This is a genomic window from Planktothrix serta PCC 8927 (assembly GCF_900010725.2).
Lineage (GTDB): Bacteria > Cyanobacteriota > Cyanobacteriia > Cyanobacteriales > Microcoleaceae > Planktothrix > Planktothrix serta.
Window position 1 is genome coordinate 61,182 of the sequence record NZ_LR734879.1, and the last position, 21,037, is coordinate 82,218.

At 39.1% G+C, this 21,037-nt stretch carries 19 protein-coding genes; 8 read left to right on the plus strand and 11 right to left on the minus strand.

Going from position 1 to position 21,037, the window contains the following annotated elements:
* Positions 1–145: 145 nt before the first annotated feature.
* The 10 genes from PL8927_RS21400 to PL8927_RS21445 form a co-directional block, all read right to left on the minus strand.
* A complete protein-coding gene (locus PL8927_RS21400) occupies positions 146–430 on the minus strand; it encodes a YiaA/YiaB family inner membrane protein (protein ID WP_083625490.1) in 285 nt (94 codons plus the stop codon).
* A 138-nt stretch (positions 431–568) separates the two neighbouring features.
* Complete coding sequence (locus PL8927_RS21405) at positions 569–1,432, minus strand: 2OG-Fe(II) oxygenase (RefSeq protein WP_083625491.1); 864 nt, start codon at positions 1,430–1,432, stop codon at positions 569–571.
* A gap of 100 nt (positions 1,433–1,532) precedes the next feature.
* Entirely contained in the window at positions 1,533–2,006 is a 474-nt protein-coding gene (locus PL8927_RS21410) for a ribonucleotide-diphosphate reductase subunit beta (RefSeq protein ID WP_083625492.1), read from the minus strand.
* 280 nt (positions 2,007–2,286) lie between these two features.
* A complete protein-coding gene (locus PL8927_RS21415) occupies positions 2,287–2,613 on the minus strand; it encodes a ribonucleotide-diphosphate reductase subunit beta (RefSeq protein WP_231506101.1) in 327 nt (108 codons plus the stop codon).
* Positions 2,597–4,405, minus strand: a complete 1,809-nt coding sequence (gene ltrA, locus PL8927_RS21420) for a group II intron reverse transcriptase/maturase (RefSeq protein WP_083625493.1) — start codon at positions 4,403–4,405, stop codon at positions 2,597–2,599. Before ltrA ends, PL8927_RS21415 begins: the two co-directional genes overlap by 17 nt.
* Before the next feature lie 555 nt (positions 4,406–4,960).
* The gene (locus tag PL8927_RS21425; protein WP_231506102.1) at positions 4,961–5,335 is read right to left on the minus strand and encodes a ribonucleotide-diphosphate reductase subunit beta; all 375 of its coding nucleotides are present in this window, start codon (positions 5,333–5,335) and stop codon (positions 4,961–4,963) included.
* A 77-nt stretch (positions 5,336–5,412) separates the two neighbouring features.
* Positions 5,413–7,671, minus strand: a complete 2,259-nt coding sequence (locus PL8927_RS21430) for a ribonucleoside-diphosphate reductase subunit alpha (protein WP_083625494.1) — start codon at positions 7,669–7,671, stop codon at positions 5,413–5,415.
* Positions 7,672–8,012: 341 nt separating this feature from the next.
* Positions 8,013–9,527, minus strand: coding sequence for a hypothetical protein (locus PL8927_RS21435; protein WP_083625495.1), 1,515 nt, complete (start codon positions 9,525–9,527; stop codon positions 8,013–8,015).
* On the minus strand, positions 9,527–10,231 hold the full coding sequence (locus tag PL8927_RS21440; RefSeq protein WP_156093276.1) for a hypothetical protein: 705 nt from the start codon (positions 10,229–10,231) through the stop codon (positions 9,527–9,529). The genes PL8927_RS21435 and PL8927_RS21440 overlap by 1 nt, the downstream gene beginning before the upstream one ends.
* A 513-nt stretch (positions 10,232–10,744) precedes the next feature.
* Positions 10,745–12,742: a serine protease gene (locus PL8927_RS21445; protein ID WP_083625497.1), complete on the minus strand. Its 1,998-nt coding sequence runs from the start codon at positions 12,740–12,742 to the stop codon at positions 10,745–10,747.
* A 610-nt stretch (positions 12,743–13,352) separates the two neighbouring features.
* On the opposite strand from PL8927_RS21445, the gene PL8927_RS21450 reads away from it, so the two are divergent.
* Entirely contained in the window at positions 13,353–13,751 is a 399-nt protein-coding gene (locus PL8927_RS21450; protein ID WP_083625498.1) for a DUF4346 domain-containing protein, read from the plus strand.
* 169 nt (positions 13,752–13,920) lie between these two features.
* On the opposite strand, the gene psb30 is transcribed toward PL8927_RS21450, so the two are convergent.
* Positions 13,921–14,052, minus strand: a complete 132-nt coding sequence (gene psb30, locus PL8927_RS21455; protein ID WP_083625499.1) for a photosystem II reaction center protein Ycf12/Psb30 — start codon at positions 14,050–14,052, stop codon at positions 13,921–13,923.
* Positions 14,053–14,684: 632 nt separating this feature from the next.
* Between psb30 and PL8927_RS21460 the strand changes: the two genes are divergently transcribed.
* From PL8927_RS21460 to PL8927_RS21490, 7 genes are all read left to right on the plus strand, one after another.
* Positions 14,685–15,488 (plus strand): Uma2 family endonuclease, encoded by an 804-nt coding sequence (locus tag PL8927_RS21460; protein ID WP_083625500.1) that lies wholly within the window; start codon positions 14,685–14,687, stop codon positions 15,486–15,488.
* 179 nt (positions 15,489–15,667) lie between these two features.
* The gene (locus PL8927_RS21465; RefSeq protein WP_083625501.1) at positions 15,668–16,006 is read left to right on the plus strand and encodes a type II toxin-antitoxin system HicB family antitoxin; all 339 of its coding nucleotides are present in this window, start codon (positions 15,668–15,670) and stop codon (positions 16,004–16,006) included.
* 166 nt (positions 16,007–16,172) lie between these two features.
* Complete coding sequence (gene ileS / locus PL8927_RS21470) at positions 16,173–19,064, plus strand: isoleucine--tRNA ligase (RefSeq protein ID WP_083625502.1); 2,892 nt, start codon at positions 16,173–16,175, stop codon at positions 19,062–19,064.
* Positions 19,065–19,128: 64 nt separating this feature from the next.
* Positions 19,129–19,428: a type II toxin-antitoxin system RelE family toxin gene (locus tag PL8927_RS21475; RefSeq protein ID WP_156093277.1), complete on the plus strand. Its 300-nt coding sequence runs from the start codon at positions 19,129–19,131 to the stop codon at positions 19,426–19,428.
* On the plus strand, positions 19,425–19,679 hold the full coding sequence (locus PL8927_RS21480; RefSeq protein WP_083625503.1) for a type II toxin-antitoxin system Phd/YefM family antitoxin: 255 nt from the start codon (positions 19,425–19,427) through the stop codon (positions 19,677–19,679). The genes PL8927_RS21475 and PL8927_RS21480 overlap by 4 nt, the downstream gene beginning before the upstream one ends.
* Positions 19,680–20,180: 501 nt before the next feature.
* Positions 20,181–20,549 carry a BON domain-containing protein gene (locus PL8927_RS21485; protein ID WP_083625504.1) on the plus strand — a complete coding sequence of 123 codons (369 nt, stop codon included), beginning with the start codon at positions 20,181–20,183 and terminating at the stop codon, positions 20,547–20,549.
* 222 nt (positions 20,550–20,771) lie between these two features.
* A complete protein-coding gene (locus PL8927_RS21490) occupies positions 20,772–20,978 on the plus strand; it encodes a hypothetical protein (protein ID WP_083625505.1) in 207 nt (68 codons plus the stop codon).
* Positions 20,979–21,037 lie beyond the last annotated feature (59 nt).

The window sequence follows — 21,037 nt, forward strand, 5'->3', positions numbered from 1 at the left end:
ACTATTTTCTGTAAATATCATTAAATCACGGTAAGCGTAACACTAATATATCAAAAATAGGCGATCGCATTTTAAACCTAAAAACGCGATCGCTTTAATTAATAGGATTATTGAAGTTATCATCCCGTCAGATTAACAGCCTAAATTATTTTATCGGGTTATATTCGGCTAATAACTTTTCTAATTTAGCTTGATCAACTTTAGATAATAATTTATCGGCTTCATGATTATCTCGAACCGTTTTAGCTAACGTAAAAGAAGACCCCACCGAAAAGGTTAAACCCATTCCCATAAATCCTTTCACCCAAATATCAACCGGAAGGTAAGCAATTCCAATAGCAGTTGTAGATACAGCCAGAATAAAAGATAGCCAAACTTGAAGAATCCAAGCGGATGTATCTTTTTGTGCTAACATTTGTTTATTACTCATAATTATTACTTCCTTGGGGTGTTAGTTTAGTTAGATTTTAGTTGTGATCAACAAAAACCCTCACAAGTTATGGACAGTTTAAGAAACTGTACACTACCCTCTTGTGTAAAGCGAACATCCTTGCTTAAATAATTGTGGTTAACCCGCACGAAACCAACCATTAAGGGTAAAGCGTCCATCTTCAAACCGTCGGGACGGACAACTAACAGGCATGACCTCATGTTTGCAACGACTATCAAAAAAAACGATACTATTATTATGGGGTTCAATATCAATAAATTCCCGTTCATTTAAGGCATAACTATTATTCCATTCCGTTGCATACAGTCTTAAATTTCCTCCCGAAAAGTTTTTGGGTTGTTTATGAAAATAATAGACATAACTAATGACGCGAGTATCGGTTTCAGGACTCCCAGAATCATTATGAATTTTATAGAAACATCCATCATTATGAGCAGTTAATTGCATTTCAACTTGAGAAACTGTAAAGGGAGAAAAGTTTAACTGAGTCAGAACAGAAGGAATTGTAGCCATTAGTTTTTTGCGAAGCAATTCATAAAAACCAGGAAATAATGTTGCATATAAAATAGAAGATTTGCGATAATTAATAGCTTTAGTTGTTGTTTTAGAATCAACAAATTTACTCGATTGTTTTAAAGCAATTTTTAAGGCTTCTCGATTTTCTTGGGGGGTTAAAAAGTTTTCAATTTGGACATAATTTGCCGGGAGAATTGTAATATTGTTTTCAACAACCTTCGGGGTTGAATTAGGTGATATTTCTGGCGTTGAGGATAGCAAAGAAGATGATTTTAAAGATTCCATTAAAGTAACAGAAGAACATTCTGCCATTTCTAATATTTTTAAGGCTATATTTGCTCGTTCTGAAGGGTTGATTTTTTCATCTTGTAGCAGGGTTTCTAAGGTTTTAATTGACTGATTGATTAAATTTTGAAGTTGGTCTGTGGAAATTAGAGAAGGGGTTGTAGAAGGGATAGTATTCATACAGAGTTCGAGCAAATAGTGCTAGAAAGCTATTCTCTCTATGGTGACACAAATTTTATGTTAACGGTAGAGACGTGCTATAGCACGTCTCTACGAGCGGTTAAATTTCGTCCCAACCACTGACGCCGGAAGACATCACATAACTGGTGACGCTGGCTTCAAAGAAATTGGCTTTAGTATGCGCTTCTTTTTTGGTATCCGAGAAGCGTTCTAAATGGGTATAGGGACTTTTGCTGTACTTTTTATCGGGATAAAGCGGTTCTAAACCGATAGAACGCAACCGAATATTTGCTAGATATTTGGTGTATTGTTCGGTGCTATATTCGGTGATTCCTAAGATATTATTTCCCACAATATGATTAGTCCATTTACATTCATGTTCAACGGCTGTATTGAACATTTCATAAATTTGATCAACCGAATGGGTAAACACTTGCATGGCTTCAGGAATCAATTTTTGGAATAACCGAACATGACTCAATTCGTCCCTATTAATCATTTTGAAAATATCAGCAGATCCCGGCATTAACATCCGTGACGCTAAATTGTAGAAGTAGATAACGCTACTACCCATCCTTTCAGTAGGGGCTAGAACATACCATTATCTTTTATCTTAAACGAATAAAAGATACTCACCCTCTGTTCGTTGAACCTTCTCCTTTTATGCGGAGCTTGGCTGCTGATTACCCATTGTAAAGATTAGATCCCTTGCGGCTTCCAATCAATCCTTTAACTTTTTTCTGCTCTCGCACCTGGCGCGCTTATCATTTCTAATTTCGCTTTGGTATAAAGGCTTTAGGGAGTTCCAGCAATTTGATGAGTTTTCACTAACATCTCGCGGTGCTAGGGGGCCATTAATTTAACCCATTGTAGAAGTAAAGTCCTTCTAACATATAATCGGCTAACAGAGCAATGAAATAGTTTTCAGCAGTGGAATCATCAATATATTTTTGATAAATCCCAGCGATAAATTCACAGCGATCGCGTAAGACACGATCGGTTTTCCAAAACTCATAAACAAAGGTTCTCCGATCAGATGGAATCATCGTTTCAATCATGTATTGATAACTCTGATTGTGCATTGCCTCTTGAGAAGTTTGTTCTGCCATACACAGACTAATTTCTGGGGCAGTTACACAACTTTTGAGGTGAGGAATAGTTAAACTAAGCAATAACCTCACGATTACTGCTCGTCTTCAGAACCGGACTTGAGACTTTCACCTCATCCGGCTCCTCAATGATTTGGCTCTTATCATGAGTACCTTGAGAACTGCCATCTCTGACGGTTTTCTTGTCGTGGCAATGTCGATGTAGAAGTTGAAGGTTTTTGTACTCATCTTTTCCACCTTTTGACAGGGGAAGGATGTGGTCGATTTCTAGTACATCTTCTTCTTTAATGTACAATCCGCATTCTGGGCATTTCCCTTTTTGTTTCTTTAAGAGTATTGCTACTCTTTTAGGAACTTCCGGGTGTTTACCCATTCTTTGACTCCAGTATTTCCAGTTACCATCATAGGGCGATAGATTTTCTTTAACTTTGACATGAGATTTTATAGGAGTATCCGCATGGAGTAGTAGTCGAGTTAATTTATCTTCCTTACGACTAGCAAATACCCAGTTTCTATTTCCCTCAGAATGCCAATATCTATCTGCGACCCATTTATCAGTTTTATTCTGATGACGGTGTTTACCCCAGCTTAACAATTTGTAGAATATAAGATGATCTAATTTAGCGTAGATATCTTTACTCACAACACCAGAAAAATAATTGCACCATCCCCGGATTATCGGGTTTAAGTTATCAATCAGAGCCTTTTGGGGTGCTGATTGATGTTTGTCAATAATTTCACTGATGTTTTGATAATATTCCTTAATCGATTGCCGACTGGGTTTGATGAGGGTTTTGTACCCTAGTAATCGTCCACCTTTTGTGGTTTTTCCAGAGTGATATTTTCCGACTTTGTATTGTCGAATATTAAACCCTAGAAAATCAAATCCGGGTTCTTGATTCTCATATAGGTTAAGAGTATGAGTCATTCTGGTTTTACTAGGTTTCAATTCCAATCCCATGCCTTTTAACCATTCAGAAATTATTTCTTGACATCGTTGGACAATGGTTATGTCTTCGTGAAGAATCACAAAGTCATCGGCATATCGGATTAAGCTTATTGCCTTGGCTTTGTCTCTGGGTGATAATTTCCCTGGTAAAGTTTTAACAAATTCCTTAATCTGATATTCCATCCCATGAAGGGCGATGTTAGCCAGAAGTGGAGAAATGACCCCGCCCTGTGGCGTACCCTTTGATGTCGGGAACAATTGCTTACCATCCATGACTCCGCTTTTCAGCCAAGCCCGAATTTGTCTTCGTAATTTTGGATAGGTATTGAGTTTATCGAGCAATTGTTCATGGTCGATACCATCAAAGCATTGAGCGATATCGGCATCAAGCACAAATTTGGGTTTTTGCTTGATGACAATAAAGATTGCTTGGATTGCATCATGGCATGAGCGTCCTGGTCTGAACCCATAAGAATTAGGTTCAAATCGCGCTTCCCATTCGGGTTCTAATCCTAGTTTGACTAGGGCTTGTAATGCGCGGTCATATATTGTTGGTATTCCCAAAGGTCTTTTTTCGACCTTCGGTTTAGGTATCCATACCCGCCGCATTGGTTTGACTTTTGACCCAAGTTTCAGGTTTTTTACCAGATTTAGACGTTGTTTAGGGGTTAATGATTTAATCCCATCAACACCTGCTGTCTTTTTACCTTGGTTATCCTGAGTCACCTTTCTGACCGCCAGCATTTTTGCTGACCAGGACTTCATCAATGTTTTCTGGAGTCTGCGAACGACTTTAACATCACCACGACTTGAGGCTCGATAGATTCTCTTTTGCAGCTTATAAATCCGGCGTTCCAGCTTGCGCCAGTTTACCTGATTCCATTCCACCGTAGTCTTTAAACTCGTATTAGACATATTTACTACTTATTGAAACTCTACCTTCCAAATCATCGTGAGTCTGTTTGCATATCTCAGGCATTACTCTGAGCTTTCGCTTCTGACTCAATCCTTCCGACTCGCTGCATCCGGTTAGCACCTACTCGGAATATTCGACCTTTCCGAGAGCATACGAGGGGTTACTTCGTTCCAAATGACCATTTTATGTACCTTTAGAGTGATGCTCTACGCCGGGTTTATGGGAAGTGCAGGATGGTCTATTGCAAATTAGCCACCTCCATTAGCCTTTGTCTTTTTGACTCCAGGGTATCAGCCCTATTTCCCTGGTTCCAAATTACGACGCTTCAAACACATCTTCGTTGACTACTCATGGGTACTTTGCTCAACAGTTATCGGTTACGCTGATTCAGCTAGGCTTCCGATAGTCTGCCTTTTCACCCCGCTTTACGGATTGATGGCTAGTCGCTACCGTAGGGGTAATGCTGTCACTCTTGCACCTAGAGGGTAGGATTTTCACCTACATGGTCACTTAGTTGTCAAGGTTTTTCCAACCTTGCCGACTCCACATCAATCTTAGAGACTGACTTTTGAGCCGAACGAATCGCACTTGCAGGTTTGAATGGAATCTAAAAACGTCAAATAGGATAAAATTCCATCAAATGCCCAGCGTTCATCGGGAGTTAAATTAACATAATCCACGACATCCTGAGTAATATCTAATTTTTCAGGAACCCAGAAATTCTCCCGCATTTGTTTATACAAACTGACAGCCCAGGAATAACGCACATCATTAAGTTGCATTAAATTTGTGGTTTCCCCAAACCAAATTGAACGATGAGCAATATCATCATTTCCATTGGGGTTAAAAATGGGATTTATGGGCATTTTCAAGGGTTTTTGATGCCCACTTTTATCCATTGCTGATGATGAAAACAAATCTAGGGTCATAGTTGTAAAATAGAGTAGTGCAAGATTACTTTATCTTACAAGTATGACATAGCGCTATAGGCTTAACAATTTAACGGTTAGTTTGCACAAGCAACGCAACCATCATCGGCTTCTTTGAAGCTGTCGCGCTGTACAGTCCTGACATAATAAACGGCTTTACACCCTTGTTGCCAAGCTAAGATTAATGTATCAAAAATATCTTTAGCTTTCAGAGTCCGATCAGGCTCATCGGGGAAATAAATTCCTTCGTTGAGATTAAACATTAATTCCATTGAAATTCCGGTATCAATCCATTGTTGAACAGTCGCAACTGCTTTCACAACAATTTGTTGATTTAGGCTTTTATTTTCCGGGTAAAACCAGAAATGATCCCGCAAGAAAGGCGGAGCAATGGGTACGGTTCCTTTTGCCCATTTGTCATAGAAAAAACGACTATAACAAGGTAAAATACTAGCAGTACATCCTTGCACTAAAGAAGAAGATGTGTTAGGAGCGATCGCGGTAATATGAGAATTCCGAATCCCATATTGTTGAATCTCTAAACTCAATTTTTGCCAGCGTTCTTTATTCCCAGCGTGTTGTAAAAACCACTCTACGGGTTTCGCTCCAATTAACTTTCCTTGACTCCAAGTGCTACCTTTAAAGGCTGGATAAGCGCCTCGTTCTTTTGCCAATTCCATTGAGGTTTGAGTACAATAGAAACCGATATCTTCAAATAGATGACTAATTTCGGTTAAATGATTATAGGTTAAGCGATTTTTGGCTAACCAATCTGCTAAACCCATCGCTCCAACCCCAATAGTACGATATTTTTGATTATGGTGTTTACTGGCTTCAAAGGGTGTATTAGTAATTTCAATGGTATTGTCTAACATTCGCACCGCAATTTCACAGATTTCTGGGAGTTCTTCGGGTTCAATATTAGCCAAATTCAAGGAATCTAAATTGCAAGTGTGTGCTTCCTCTCCGGGTTTAACATTACTCCACGATTCTTGACATAAATTCCCCCCCGGAATATACCCTTCGTGTTGATTTGGATTAGCTCGATTTGAGGTATCTTTAAACCATAAATAGGGCATTCCCGTTTCCACTTGCGATCGCATAATTAACTTGAACAGTTCTCTAGCATTTACCTTTCTATAAAGGGTAATTTCTGTATCTAAATTTTCTTCTATTTTTTGATAAGCACTTTCAAAAGCATCCCCCCAAGTTTCTGCTAATTCAATCCCTAATTTTTCCCTAATTTCATAGGGATCAATCAGTGTCCAATCTTCCCGATTAATCACCCGGCGCATGAATTCATCGGAGATGACTAATTGCGGAAAAATATCATACGCTTTGCGACGTTGATCCCCATTTTCCGTTTGCATTTCCAGAAATTCGGAAACATCTAAATGCCAGATATCTAAACTAACCGTAATTGCTCCCGCCCGACGACCTCCTTGGTTAACCGCGATCGCAGTATCATTTAATAACTTAATCCAAGGAATAACACCCCCAGAGGTGTTTTGTTTCCCCATAACCCAACTTCCTGTCGCCCGAACTCGACTAACATTTGTTCCTACACCCCCGCCATTTTTAGAAATCCTAGCAGCATCTTTAATCGTGTCAAAAATGCTTTCTAAATTATCATCCATTGCTGTAATAAAACAGCTACTCAATGAACCATGAGGAATCCTTAAATTAGCTAAAATGGGTGTGGCTAATGAAATTTTCCGTTGAGCGATCGCTTGATAAAATTTTCGCGCCCAGAATAAACGATTTTCAGATGTTTCAACAATTGCTAATAGTAATGCACAGGTTAATAAAGCTTCCTGGGGTAATTCCTCAGACAATAAATAGCGTTTACTTAACAAAACCGCCCCAGCATAATCATAATCTTTATCCCATTCGGGATTAATCCAACTTCCGGCTTCTTGAAGTTCTTCTACGGTATAGGTTAAAATCCGAACATCATATTGTCCCTGTTCAACTTTGTTGTGAACGGTTCTGCAATAGTCGCCATATTCATAACCACGACGGACTAAGGTATCTTTCCATAAACTCCAAATATGCAGTCTTCCGGCCACATAACGCCAGTCGGGGTCTGAGGGACTACATAATTCTAGGGCGCAATTAATTAAATTATCCTGAATTTCTCTCGTGGTCACACCATTGCGGAGACGGGTGGTGAGTCCCGCTTCTAGGGTAATGGGGTTGGCCTCCATCCCCTCACAAGCCCAGTTGACTACCTCTCGAATTTTCGATACATCTAAGGGGGCAAAACTGCCGTCCCGCTTAATGACTTTAATATCTTTGTTGGGGGTGATGGTAATCGACGGTGATGTTGATTGCATGGTCAATATTTGTACCAACTTCTATGATGAATTCACGTCTTACCACTTTACTCTAATTCCATATTTAGTGACAGGGATTGACAAAAATCTTATTTTACACTATATTTAGCGTAATATTTGCTAACTGTACTTAAAATTAGACTTATTAGCATTATTAAGTTGCCCAAAAAAACAACCCCATAACGGGGATGTTGGCGGTGTTTGAGAGGCTGCTTCAAACTGCATAAATATTTTCCGGGTGGTTTCTGTAACAATCTTTAAGAAGATAAATAGTCTCAATAAACCGCCCTATCCTGACTTCATTATTCACATCACTATTACAATCGATTATATTCTAAACCCTAAGATACATCCTCATTATTATTCCTATTAGGATCGGAATTAGAAGCAGGACTGGAAATAAATAAATAGGGTAATAAAACCCCAATAATAGTTGCACAAAACGATAATAATGCTACAATAAAATCAGAGGAAAAACCCAAGCTAGAAATCCAAATCGGTTTGATTTTCCTAACTGGAAATTCTGGATCTAAACCCACTTCGACTTGATTATCTTTTCCGACAAAACGCACCTGTAACCCCGGAGGAGATTCGGGTTTGATTTCAATCGATCTTAAGCGTTGAATTCCGGGTTGTCCTGAAATCAATAAAAACTGATTTTGTTTAATTTCTAAGGATTTATCTGTCATTAAAATTTCTCCAGAAACTATCGTAGAACTGGGAAACTGATCTTGATTATCTCCGAGAATTTCATTTTTGGTAAATTTCACCTGTTTAACGTCTAAATTCCCTTGTATCCAGCGTAAAAATTTATTATCTGTTTCGGGAGGAGGAAGGGTAATGATTAAACTTGAGGGAGAAGTGAGGATGAATTCTCGTTGATCGGATTCGGGAATTAAGGTAAAATCAATCAAGTTGGGATTATCAGGAGTAGACTTAATTCCCAATTCAGGAATACTCACCTGTTCTAAACTAATTTTAATCGGTTCTTGACCTAATTTTAATTCCAAATTTGCTAAGGGTTGATAGGTTGATAAATCGGGATTTTGACAAACATCAATGGACAAATTACCCTGATTAAATAAATCAGAAGGATTTTCGTTATTAAAATCATCATTTTTGAGAAGATATTGAAGATCATCAGAGGTATTTGGAACCAATTTTAAACAAAAAGAGAGTTGATTGAGTTGAGAATTATAGTTAAAAGATTGGACGTTGACCGGAAGAATATTTTGAGTTTTTTCGGGTTTAAACGGAATCAATTTTAATTGAGTTAATTCAATAGAACTCGGTTGATTTTTATTGACCGGAGAAATCACTAAGCGACTATGGGGACGATCTAAATTTAACGTAATTTTTTGTTTTTGGTTGAATTTAGGTTCGGTTTTGCTGGTAAATTTCCCGCGTAACGTTAGGGTTTGTTGTCCGGTTAAATCAAAGGTTTTTAATCCTAAAATCGGGTTGATTAATCGTTGATGACCCTGAGAATTAACAATAAAACTCAATTCCTCAACTATAAAATTTCCTTCAAAGACATATTTTCCAAACGGATAAAAAATTGAACCTAGAATTACAGAAGCTAACGTTAGGAAAATTAAAGCCACAAATTTTTCCCGTTTTCTGAGGATATTTTTATAAAAACTCAACAAAAATCTTTTTGATAATTTCCATAGACTTGACAATATTTCCCGGAAACTATTAATTAAAAAACCCATTCTTTGAGAAATATCGGTAAAAATTCTGACAGTGATTTTTCTTAATTCTTTAACAGCATTTACAAAAAAACCAATAATATTTAATCCTGCTCTTTTAATATTCTGTTTAAATTTCCGACTAAAAATAGCTAATTTTTGCATTATTTTAACCAATTATTATGATGTTCAAAATAATAACTATAAGCACGAGTTTCCTTTTCTCTTTTTGCATTAACATATAACTCATAACGCCCATTTTCAGGCGCGTTTGCCGCTTTCCAAGTATAAGTAATTTCGCCTTGAATGGGGTTAGGACGAGGACTTGGGCTACCGGGAATCACCTTTCCATTCCGTCGCACTTCTAAGTTAGTTAATATAACTCGTTCTGGGGAATAAATCACAAATTCATATTGAGGGGAAGGATTTCCTAAAATCACCGGATAATAAATTCTTTCTGATTGTTGAGTAATATAAGCTAAAGCCCTAAGTTTATTCGGGGGAATTTTAGCCTTTTGCAGAATAGCCGTAGGTAAATTAAAAATAAAGTTAGAGGTATTTCTGACTAAATTAATTTCATCTAAGCGATAATTTCTAAAATAGGATTGAATCACCAGATTAGGAGTGCTATTATTAGGAGCCGGAATTTTTACTGTTAATGTATTGGGATAACTATTCAGATTCCGAGAAACTAAAGAGGTCAGCCGAAACGATAATGAAACATCCTGACCATCTTTTAGACCTTCACAACGGTTTTTATCCCGGCGAATATAGGCGAGGGAGTCAGGATGTCCGTTTTGGCAAGCGATCGCACTCAAAGGCGTTATACTCAGAATAGTTAAGGTTAAAAAGGCAATTTTACGCATCATTTTTTTAGTTGGAAATTAAAATAATAATAACAGGTTTTTACTCGCTTTTACCGTCCTTTCTGTAGGGCGAGGCGTGTCCAAAGTCCGTTAACTTAATGCCAAAAGCCTGGAAATAAATTTCAGGCTCAAAGCTCAAACCCGTTAAAACGGGTTAATGAAAAATGATCTTAGTCATCTTTAGATAACTTCAGCTTTCAGCCCGAACTTTAGTTCAGGGTATTATGACCAAAAGCCTGGAAATAAATTTCAGGCTCAAAGCCCAAACCCGTTAAAACGGGTTAATGAAAAATGATCTTAGTCATCTTTAGATGACTTCAGCTTTCAGCCCGAACTTTAGTTCAGGGTATTATGACCAAAAGCCTGGAAATAAATTTCAGGCTCAAAGCCCAAACCCGTTAAAACGGGTTAAGAAAAACAGGTATTTAGTTATCTTTAGATAACTTCAGCTTTCAGCCCGAACTTTAGTTCAGGGCATTATGACTTAAGTTAACACGAATAGGGAGCGCCGCCTCCCTACGGATTTATCCCCCATTTGATTAACTGTTGTTGGACTAAATCAATCGGATAAGCAATACCAAACCCGCCAGTGGTGAAAACTTGATCAGGAACAGCAGGGGTAGGGGTGTTAGGATCAGTAGCAATATCCTCATCTGCAACCCTAACCATAATCCCAATCACCTCTTTTGTGGTTTCGTTAATCACAGGGCCACCGGAATTACCCGTAGCAACCACCGCACTAACAGTCACTTTATTAATACTATAATTCGTCACTTCTCCCCCAGAAGAATTCCAAGGGTCAGCATTAATCGGATGACCAATCACAATAACTTTAGTATTGCGACTGACTCGACCTGTACCCATTTTCAACGGTCGAATATCATCAGGAATTCCCGTGATTTTCAAAACCGCTAAATCCAGTTTTTCGTCATTACTAATTTGTTCAACCGTCGCCGGAAAACGGGCGCGTCGGGTTGCTTCAATTTCGCTGAAAAACTCAATTTCAATCTTGGGACTGGGTTGGCGCTGTTGGTTAGCAATGACATGGCGGTTAGTCATCACCCAAATGGTATTTCCCTCCCGTTTCACCACCCAACCCGTCCCCCTTGTCGGCCCCCGTGTCCCTGGAATATCATTAGCAATAATCAATACCGTAGCGCGTAACTCATCCCGCAGGGGTTCCTGTTGTAAAGTGGGAACAAAGGCTAAATCACTCGCAGGCGGCGGGACATATTGGGGAGACTGTTGGGCCAGGAGTCGTTGGGCTTCTTTTAAGTTATTCTGGGCGGTGACATAATTGCCGTCAAGGGCAATAGATTTTTGATACTCGGCAATGGCTTCTGGCAGTTTCCCTTGTTGTTGTAGAGCATTGCCTAAATTATTATGGGCTAAGGTATGGGCACTGGCAGGAATTCCTTTTTCATCGGGTAAACTTAAAGCTATCGTGAAATTATTAATGGCTTCTTCTAGTTTCCCTTGGTCAGAAAGCGCAAGGCCCAGATTGTTGTAAGCATAGGCAGATTTGGGATCGAGTTGAATCACTTGGCGGAAATTAGTAATCGCTTCTTCTAGTTTCCCTTGGTCAGAAAGCACAATGCCCAAATTGTTGTAAGCAATGGCAAATTTGGGGTCGAGTTGAATCGCTTTTTGGTAATTAGTAATCGCTTCTTCTACTTTCCCTTGGTCTTTAAGCGCGTTGCCTAGACCGTTGTAAGCATAGGTATCTTTGGGGTCGAGTTGAATCGCTTTTTGGTAATTAGTAATCGCTTCTTCTAGTTTCCCTTGGTCATAAAGCGCAACGCCCAGATTGTAGTAAGCAATGGCAGATTTGGGGTCGAGTTGAATCGCTTTTTGGTAATTAGTAATCGCTTCTTCTAGTTTCCCTTGGTCATAAAGCGCAATACCCAGATTGTAGTAAGCAATGGCAGATTTGGGGTCGAGTTGAATCTCTTTTTGGTAATTAGTAATCGCTTCTTCTACTTTCCCTTGGTCTTTAAGCGCAATACCCAGATTGGTGTAAGCATAGGCAAATTTGGGGTCGAGTTGAATCGCTTTTTGGTAATTAGTAATCGCTTCCTCTACTTTCCCTTGGTCAGAAAGCGCAATACCCAGATTGTAGTAAGGAATGGCAGATTTGGGGTCGAGTTGAATCGCTTTTTGGTAATTAGTAATCGCTGCTTCTAGTTTCCCTTGGTCTTTAAGCGCAAGGCCCATACCGTTGTAAGCATTGGGATATTTGGGGTCGAGTTGAATCGCTTTTTGGTAATAAGTAATCGCTTCTTCTAGTTTCCCTTGCTTTCTAAGCGCATTGCCCATACCGTTGTAAGCATTGGCATCTTGGGGATTTATTCTAATAACTTGACGAAAGATAGTTTCTGCTTGGGAATAGTTTCCTGCGGCTTGTGCTGCGTTACCTTTTTCAAATAATTCCTCACCATTCGGCGCCAAAGCAACAGGTGTGTAACTCAACACAGAAAAAATCAGAACCAGAGGAAGCAATTTCGACTTTCGCACGTTTCACCCCCGTAGGGTGCGTAAGCCCAGCGCACGCACCAAAATAAATAGACTCCTATCGTTATAGTTTAGCGTAGCTGTTAGCAGACGGGGGTATAAACTAACAGATAAGCGATATTAAAGTCAGGATAGGTTTAGGGGGTTCTGAGATAGGTGTTATCGGTTGACTCAAACCATCGGTGTCAACTTAAGTTGCCTGCGCCCGGAAATAAATTTCGGGCTAAAAGCTCAAACCCGTTAAAACGGGTTAAGAAAGACAGGTATTTAGTTATCTTTAGATAACTTCAGCTTTCAGCCCGAACTTTAGTTCAGGGCTAACGTGGATTAAGTTGACACTTTGGACTCAAACCATCAGTGTCAACAATCGCGCCAAAAGCCCGGAAATAAATTTCGGGCTAAAAGCTCAAACCCGTTAAAACGGGTTAAGAAAAAGAAGCTGTGAGTCATCTTTAGATGCCGATCGCTCTTAGCCCGAACTTGAGTTCAGGGCTAACGTGGATTAAGTTGACATTAATGAACTCGAACCCGTCCCGACGGGATTGATGAAAATTTATTGTTAAAATCAGATAAACTGTAAATAGGTATACTTTATGAATTCATTATTAATATTGTGTCTGCTCAATCAACAACCTTCAACGCTCAAGAACTCGCTAGTTTAGACGATCAGCTTTCTAATCGTTTTATTCATCTTGATCCGTCGGGATATTTTATTATTTATATTGATAAAGAAGCCCGGTTAATCTGTGCCGAACATTATACCAATGCTATTAATGAAAAAGGATTAGCCGTTGATCCTGAAACCGGAGAACCTTTTCCTTGTACCGGGAGTTTGAAGCGAACACCCACAACGGTTTTTAAAGGAAGAACAGCTAAAGAATTAGGGATTAAAATTACTGAAGAAACTCAACCCTGTCCGATTAGTTGTTTAGATCATGCGTTGTATTTAGGACGGGAATTTGTGAAGGCTGAAATTGCTTTAACCACAGGACAACCGTATATTCAAGACTAATAGAGTTAGAAACCGGGTTTCTGACCCAGATTTTGCTGATGAAATCCAGATTTTTGTTGAGAAACCCGGTTTCTGGTAAGTCCTGAGAAACCGGGTTTCTGACCCAGATTTTGCTGATGAAATCCAGATTTTTGTTGAAAAACCCGGTTTCTGGTAAGTCCTGATGTCTCTACAGATCGCCCCCGCGAAAAGCCAGTAATACGATGACTACGGGGCCAGCAATAACAATCAGACCCAACATTGTAAGCTGTGCAATTAGCTCAAAGTTGATGTTGCCCAAAAAACTTGTAATTGCGTCCATTGTTCCTCCCTATTTGACCCAGTAATATATTGAGCGTTTTTAATAAAAACCAACTTTTGATTTTATCAGGTGATCGCACCATCATTTTATTGACACTCCCGGTGCCTAAAGCCGTGGGGATTCTTGGTTCAACGAAACCACTTAATCAAAGTGCCTTGCAGTGCTTCAACCAGAGGTGGGATTCTCCCCAAGCGTAAATTCGGGTATGCCCTACCCTATTCGCATGACTGCGAGTTCTTTTTTGACTTGAAACAAATTTGTTTCAAAAACTGGTTGCCTAGCTCCCATGAATCTTTTACCCACTGCTGGGGGAAACTAGAACTGTGCAGCAGAACCGCATAGATTCAATTGTCAAGGTTCAGTGTTCTGCCGTTAAGCAACTAGGTTTTTAGACAGGTTGTTTACCTTTTCCTGTTACTGGAAATAGTACCAGGATCAGATGTCAATAGACAACCCACCAATATAAAGCCGTCCTCCGCTATCGCTAAAGGGCTTGCCCTGAGCTTGTCGAAGGGACGGGGTTTTAAACCCAATTTTTCGATAATTTTAATAAAACGCAATACAACTCAACCCAGTCAAACCGAATCACAAGCTACCATAAGGGAACAGAACTCAACTCCCCTGTGTTTGCTATGGTTACGGCTGCTAATCTTTCTTCTCCTCCGACTCAGGATGAACTACCCTACTCCGATGGAGTTCCGATGGAAAGCCAACGTCACGTCCAGCAGATGACCCTGTTAATTCTGACCCTGCAACCTTGGTTAAACGCCCGAACAGATGGCTATGCAGGGGGTAATATGTTTGTGTATTTTAGTTTAGAACAACTAAAAAATCGGGATTTTCGCGGGCCAGATTTCTTTGCGGTGGTGGGTGTTCCCAAGGGAGAACGTAAAAGTTGGGTAGTTTGGGAGGAAGGAAAAGCCCCCGATGTGGTCATAGAATTGTTATCAGAAAGTACGGCAAATACCGATAAAACGGATAAAAAATTAATCTATCAAAATCAATTACGAGTTTCTGAATATTTCTGGTATGATCCCTTTAACCCTGATGATTGGGCGGGTTTCTTTCTGCAACAAGGTGTTTATCAACCGTTAATTCTGAACGATAATCAGCAATTTATTAGTCAATCTTTGGGATTAGCATTAGTGCGTTGGTCAGGAATTTATCAAGGGACTGAAGCGGTTTGGTTACGTTGGGCGACGTTAGACGGGGAATTATTACCTTTAGGAGAAGAAATCGCCGAACAAGAGCGTCAAAATGCCAAACAAGAACGTCAAAATGCAGAACAACAACGTCAACGGGCTGAACAAGAACGTCAACGGGCTGAACAAGCGGAATCTCAACTGCGTCAAGTTGCTTTTAATTTATTACAAAATGGGATGAGTATTGATCAAGTTGTACAAATCACGGGATTATCTTCAGAACAACTGCAATAAAAATCATTCATCTTGATAAGGAGTTGCTACAGTTAACGGATTAACTTGACATTGATATCAAAATATGATATCAACAAAAGAGAGACATCAAGTTGGGGTGATCATGCAGGCGATTCCTCTTTAAAGATTTTCCAAAAAGTGTTATTGTGCCGTTTCGTCATTCGAGAACTGAGGCAACTATGCTAAGTTATAAAGGTTATACTGCTCAAATTGAAGTAGATGCAGAAAAAGCAATTCTTTTTGGTCACGTTTTGGATATTAAAGATGTGATTACCTTTCAGGGTAAAACTGTGGAAGAAGCTCGTCAGGCATTCCACGACTCTGTTGATGATTATTTAGACTTTTGTGAAGAGTTAGGGGAAAAACCAGATAAACCTTTCTCTGGTAAACTGCCATTTCGGACAACACCTGAATGTCACCGTCAAATTTTTTTAGCTGCTACTAAAGCAGGTAAAAGCATTAATGCTTGGATGGAAGAAGTCTTAGCAGATGCCGCTAATCGTGCTTTCGGGAATTGACATCAACTAGAGGAGAAAACCAAATATGGCTATCATGTTTCTCTCCCTTACCCTAAATTATTACGGACGCGAAAGAGTTGAGCCCTGAAGGACTCACTACAATTTGTGCAAATTAACGTTAAGATCAAATACGAATAAATTATTGAGAATCGCTCAGGATACTGCTGTGACAGAAGCCAAGTCCTATAAAGATACCGTCAACTTGCCCCAAACCAAATTTGATATGCGGGCAAATGCTGTGAAACGGGAACCGGAAATCCAAGAATTTTGGGCTGAACAGGAAATTTATCAACGCCTGTCAGAAAATAATCCCGGTGAATTGTTTATTTTACATGATGGCCCTCCTTATGCGAATGGAGCGCTACATATTGGTCATGCTCTCAATAAAATTCTTAAAGATATTATTAATCGCTATCAAATTTTACAAGGTCGTAAAGTTCGTTATGTTCCGGGGTGGGACTGTCATGGTTTACCCATTGAATTGAAAGTATTACAAAACATGAAAGCGGGGGAACGTGAACAATTAACCCCCCTAACTTTGCGTTACAAAGCCAGAGATTTCGCCTTACAAACTGTTGAACAACAAAAAGCGGGTTTCAAACGTTATGGGGTTTGGGGCGACTGGGAACATCCCTATTTAACCTTAAAACCTGAATATGAAGCCGCCCAAATTGGCGTATTTGGAAAGATGGTTTTAGAGGGTTATATTTACCGAGGACGTAAACCTGTTCACTGGAGTCCGAGTTCAAAAACCGCATTAGCAGAAGCCGAATTAGAATATCCTGAAGGTCACATTTCTCGCAGTTTATTTGCAGCTTTTAAACTGTTAACAGTGGCTGAACCCTTACGGGAATTATTCGCGCCATTTCTATCAGAATTAGGGGTAGCTATTTGGACAACAACTCCCTGGACAATTCCCGGTAATTTAGCCGTTGCGGTTAACCCGGCGTTAAATTATGCGGTTGTAGAAGTGGGGGAAAGTGAAAAACCTACGGCGTTTAAATATTTAATTGTAGCCGAAGATTTAGCCGAACAATTATCAACAACTTTGGGTTATCCCTTAACGATTAAAGCCACATTTAAAGGTAAGGATTTAGAACATTCTACCTATAAACATCCCCTATTTGAACGGGAAAGTCCGGTGGTAATTGGTGGGGATTATATTACCACAGAATCAGGTACGGGATTAGTTCATACCGCCCCCGGTCATGGTCAAGAAGACTATATTGTCGGTCAAAAATATGGTTTACCCATTTTATCCCCAGTGGATGATCAAGGAAACTTTACCTCTGAAGCTGGAAAGTTTGAAGGATTGAATGTTTTAGGAGAGGGAAATGGGGCTATTGTTGAGGCTTTAACAGAAGTGAATTCTTTGTTAAAAGAAGAACCTTATCAACATAAATATCCCTACGATTGGCGCACGAAAAAACCGACTATTTTTAGAGCCACAGAACAATGGTTTGCCTCCGTTGAAGGGTTCCGAGATGCAGCCTTAAAAGCGATTTCCGAGGTGCAATGGATTCCCGCCCAAGGGGAAAATCGGATTACTTCTATGGTAGCAGATCGTAGTGATTGGTGTATTTCTCGACAACGCAGTTGGGGGGTTCCGATTCCGGTTTTTTATGATGAAGAAACCAACGAACCGCTATTAAATGAAAGCACGATTAATCACGTTCAAACTATTATTGCTGAAAAAGGTTCTGATGCGTGGTGGGAGTTATCTGTTGCGGAATTATTACCAGAAGAATACCGCAATAATGGCAAGACTTACCGCAAGGGAACTGACACAATGGATGTGTGGTTTGATTCGGGTTCTTCTTGGGCTGCGGTGGCGAATCAACGCCCCGAATTACACTATCCGGCGGAGATGTATTTAGAAGGTTCTGATCAACATCGGGGCTGGTTTCAATCGAGTTTATTAACCAGTGTGGCTAATTACGGTTACGCGCCTTATAAAACAGTATTAACTCATGGATTTGTCCTCGATGAAAAGGGGATGAAAATGAGTAAATCCTTGGGAAATGTGGTTGATCCTGCCATTGTCATTGAAGGGGGCAAAAATCAACAACAGGAACCCCCTTATGGGGCTGATATTCTGCGGTTGTGGGTGTCATCAGTCGATTATTCTTCGGATGTTCCTCTGGGTAAAAATATCCTCAAACAGATGGGAGATGTTTATCGGAAAATCAGAAATACTGCCCGATTTTTATTAGGGAATTTGCATGATTTTAATCCGATAAAAGATACTGTTAAATACGAAGAATTGCCGGATTTAGATCAATATATGTTACACCGGATCACGGAAGTTTTTACTGAGGTAACAGAAGCTTTTGAAAGTTATCAATTCTTCCGATTTTTCCAGGTGATTCAAAATTTCTGTGTCGTGGATTTGTCGAATTTCTATTTAGATATTGCCAAAGATCGCTTATATATTAGTGGAGTTGATGGATTTCGGCGGCGCAGTTGTCAAACGGTGTTAGCTGTAGCGTTAGAGAATTTAGCGAAAGCGATCGCACCTGTATTATGTCATACGGCGGAAGATATTTGGCAAAATATTCCCTATTCTACGCCTTATAATTCGGTATTTGAAGCGGGTTGGGTAACGTTAGAAAAATCTTGGGAAAAGCCAGAATTAGGGACGTTATGGCAACAGTTACGACAAATTAGAAGTGATGTTAATGTTGTCTTGGAAAAAGCCCGTCAGGATAAAATGATTGGTGCATCATTGGAAGCCAAAGTATTGTTATATGTGGCGGATGAAGATTTGCGTCAACAGATGCAAGAAATGAACCCTCAAACAACAGAATTAAAAGCAAATAATGGGGTTGATGAATTGCGTTATCTGTTGATTTGTTCCCAAGTTGAATTATTAGACACTCCTGAACCTTTAAACGATTTACAATATAATCAACAGTTTGAAGATTTGGGAATTGGTGTTATCAAAGCTGATGGGGAAAAATGCGATCGCTGTTGGAATTATTCGGTTCATGTTGGAGAGTCAAAAGATGATCCTACAATTTGTGAACGTTGTGTTGAGGCGTTAGCAGGAACGTTTTAAATCCTTATCAAGAAGGTAGGGATAAGGTGAGATTATATCTTCCTATCCCTACCTATATTGTTGTATGTATGATATCGAATTTGCTGAATCTGTTCGACAACACCTGAGAAGCCTCTCACCCAGAGAAATTGCTATCATAATAGATGCCATTGAGGAGCAACTTGTCTATGATCCTTTGACTCAAACTCGCAATCGCAAACCGTTACGCCCTAATCCTATAGCACCTTGGGAACTCCGTATAGGTTCTTTACGGGTTTTTTATGATGTTATTGTTGATGAATCCAATGTTGTGCGAATTTTAGCAGTTGGTAAAAAGCAAGGAAATCGACTATTTATTGGTGGTCAAGAGGTAAAACTTAAATGAAAACGATTGAACTTTCAACAGCATCTCAATCTCTATCAGCTTATGCTGAAGAATTTAGTCAGGAAACCATTGTTTTAACAGTTAATGGAAAAGCAGTTGCAGCCGTTGTTTCTTTAGAAGGAGTTGATCCTGAATCTTTAGTATTAAGTACGAATCAAGAATTTTTAGAAATTATCCAAAAGTCAAGACATGAGTTTAAATCGAAAAAAACCCTATCACTTGAAGACATTAAAAAAGAATTTATTCACTAGGGAGGGAAATTGATGTTGTGAAAGCCGAACTAGAAATCCAGTTTCTTTGAGAAACCAGGTTTCTAACCGCTCCTATCCAATTAGATTGGTTAAATAAAGATTAATTGATTTAAACCTTTGAAACCATGAAATCTATTAAAATTATTGTTGAAAAACATTCTGATGGTTATATTGCTTATCCTTTAACATTCAGGGATGAATGGGAAAAAGTAGTAAGCCCTTCAGGGCTTTCTTTCCTAGGCTGATCAGCAAAACCCACACCCATTAATAAAAATTGAGATAATTTAAGAGGGCGGGTTTAGGGAGATTGGTATTGAGAATTATAAAATTTGGGAGAACCCGCCCCTACAGGTTTTAATCACAAATCATTTAGACTTGCTATATTTCTTTAAGCATATTTTGATTTTACCCATTATTTCTATCAAGAGATAGAGGTAATAGTAGACTGATATTTTTATATTAGAAGGAGATAAAACAAGATAAAAAAATAGGAGAATAACAATGGGTTGGTTAAGCCGATTATTTGGCCGTAATGAAGAAGAAAAAGCCAAAACCTCTCAGAATGTGGAAGCAAAGGAAAATGTTCAAGCTGCTGCTCCCGCAACAACAGCAACCGCTACAGTTTCCCCTGAACGTATGGGTTTAGATGGCAAATATGATCAAAGTGGTTTAGCGAAACGGGTTGCTTATGCGTTTGATCAAGATTCCGAATTAGATGATCTTGAAACGGTTTGGGTGGCTCAAACTGATAGCACTGTTGTTTTAAAAGGGAAGGTTCCCAGTCAACAACTGTTGAGTAGAATGGTTACAGTTGCTAAAGGCGTTAATGGAGCCACTTCAGTGGACACTAGCCAATTAACAATCGGTTAGTTATTAATTTAGAATAAAAAAACGACACTGTTGAGCAACTATCTCAATGGTGTTGTTTTAATTTTAAATAAAATAATAATAATAATCTTATTTAGGGAATTTTTACTGTCCTATCTCAACATCATCTCAAAGTCAATAAAAATTAAAATCAGCTATCCCAAAAAGGGAACAAATGAGGGTATTATAGAAGCTATCACAACTGAATGATGAGTTTAAAAAGACATGACTGAACCTAAAACTGAAAAGTTAACTCGTGCTTTAAATCAATTAATTGAGGAACATGGAATTAGGAGTGTTGTCCACTCTTTAGCCGATCATTGTTTTAATGAAGCTAAATTTCTCCGTCAAGATCGCAGTACAGATCTAGCTCAAAATTGGCAAGAGATTGGGGACGGACTTAAACAGATTATTAATCAGTGGGAGTCCTAAATGGGGAGAGATTAAACACGGTTAGAGATAAAGATTTTAAATATATCAATGGGTGGTTT

Excerpts from the sequence above, each read along its gene's own strand:
- PL8927_RS21400 (WP_083625490.1), bottom strand. The coding sequence starts at position 430 with ATGAGTAATAAACAAATGTTAGCACAAAAAGATACATCCGCTTGGATT.
- PL8927_RS21405 (WP_083625491.1), bottom strand. The coding sequence starts at position 1,432 with ATGAATACTATCCCTTCTACAACCCCTTCTCTAATTTCCACAGACCAA.
- PL8927_RS21410 (WP_083625492.1), bottom strand. The coding sequence starts at position 2,006 with ATGGGTAGTAGCGTTATCTACTTCTACAATTTAGCGTCACGGATGTTA.
- ltrA (WP_083625493.1), bottom strand. The coding sequence starts at position 4,405 with ATGTCTAATACGAGTTTAAAGACTACGGTGGAATGGAATCAGGTAAAC.
- PL8927_RS21425 (WP_231506102.1), bottom strand. The coding sequence starts at position 5,335 with ATGACCCTAGATTTGTTTTCATCATCAGCAATGGATAAAAGTGGGCAT.
- PL8927_RS21430 (WP_083625494.1), bottom strand. The coding sequence starts at position 7,671 with ATGCAATCAACATCACCGTCGATTACCATCACCCCCAACAAAGATATT.
- PL8927_RS21435 (WP_083625495.1), bottom strand. The coding sequence starts at position 9,527 with ATGCAAAAATTAGCTATTTTTAGTCGGAAATTTAAACAGAATATTAAA.
- PL8927_RS21440 (WP_156093276.1), bottom strand. The coding sequence starts at position 10,231 with ATGATGCGTAAAATTGCCTTTTTAACCTTAACTATTCTGAGTATAACG.
- psb30 (WP_083625499.1), bottom strand. The coding sequence starts at position 14,052 with ATGGACGCAATTACAAGTTTTTTGGGCAACATCAACTTTGAGCTAATT.
- PL8927_RS21460 (WP_083625500.1), top strand. The coding sequence starts at position 14,685 with ATGGTTACGGCTGCTAATCTTTCTTCTCCTCCGACTCAGGATGAACTA.
- PL8927_RS21465 (WP_083625501.1), top strand. The coding sequence starts at position 15,668 with ATGCTAAGTTATAAAGGTTATACTGCTCAAATTGAAGTAGATGCAGAA.
- PL8927_RS21475 (WP_156093277.1), top strand. The coding sequence starts at position 19,129 with ATGTATGATATCGAATTTGCTGAATCTGTTCGACAACACCTGAGAAGC.
- PL8927_RS21480 (WP_083625503.1), top strand. The coding sequence starts at position 19,425 with ATGAAAACGATTGAACTTTCAACAGCATCTCAATCTCTATCAGCTTAT.
- PL8927_RS21485 (WP_083625504.1), top strand. The coding sequence starts at position 20,181 with ATGGGTTGGTTAAGCCGATTATTTGGCCGTAATGAAGAAGAAAAAGCC.
- PL8927_RS21490 (WP_083625505.1), top strand. The coding sequence starts at position 20,772 with ATGACTGAACCTAAAACTGAAAAGTTAACTCGTGCTTTAAATCAATTA.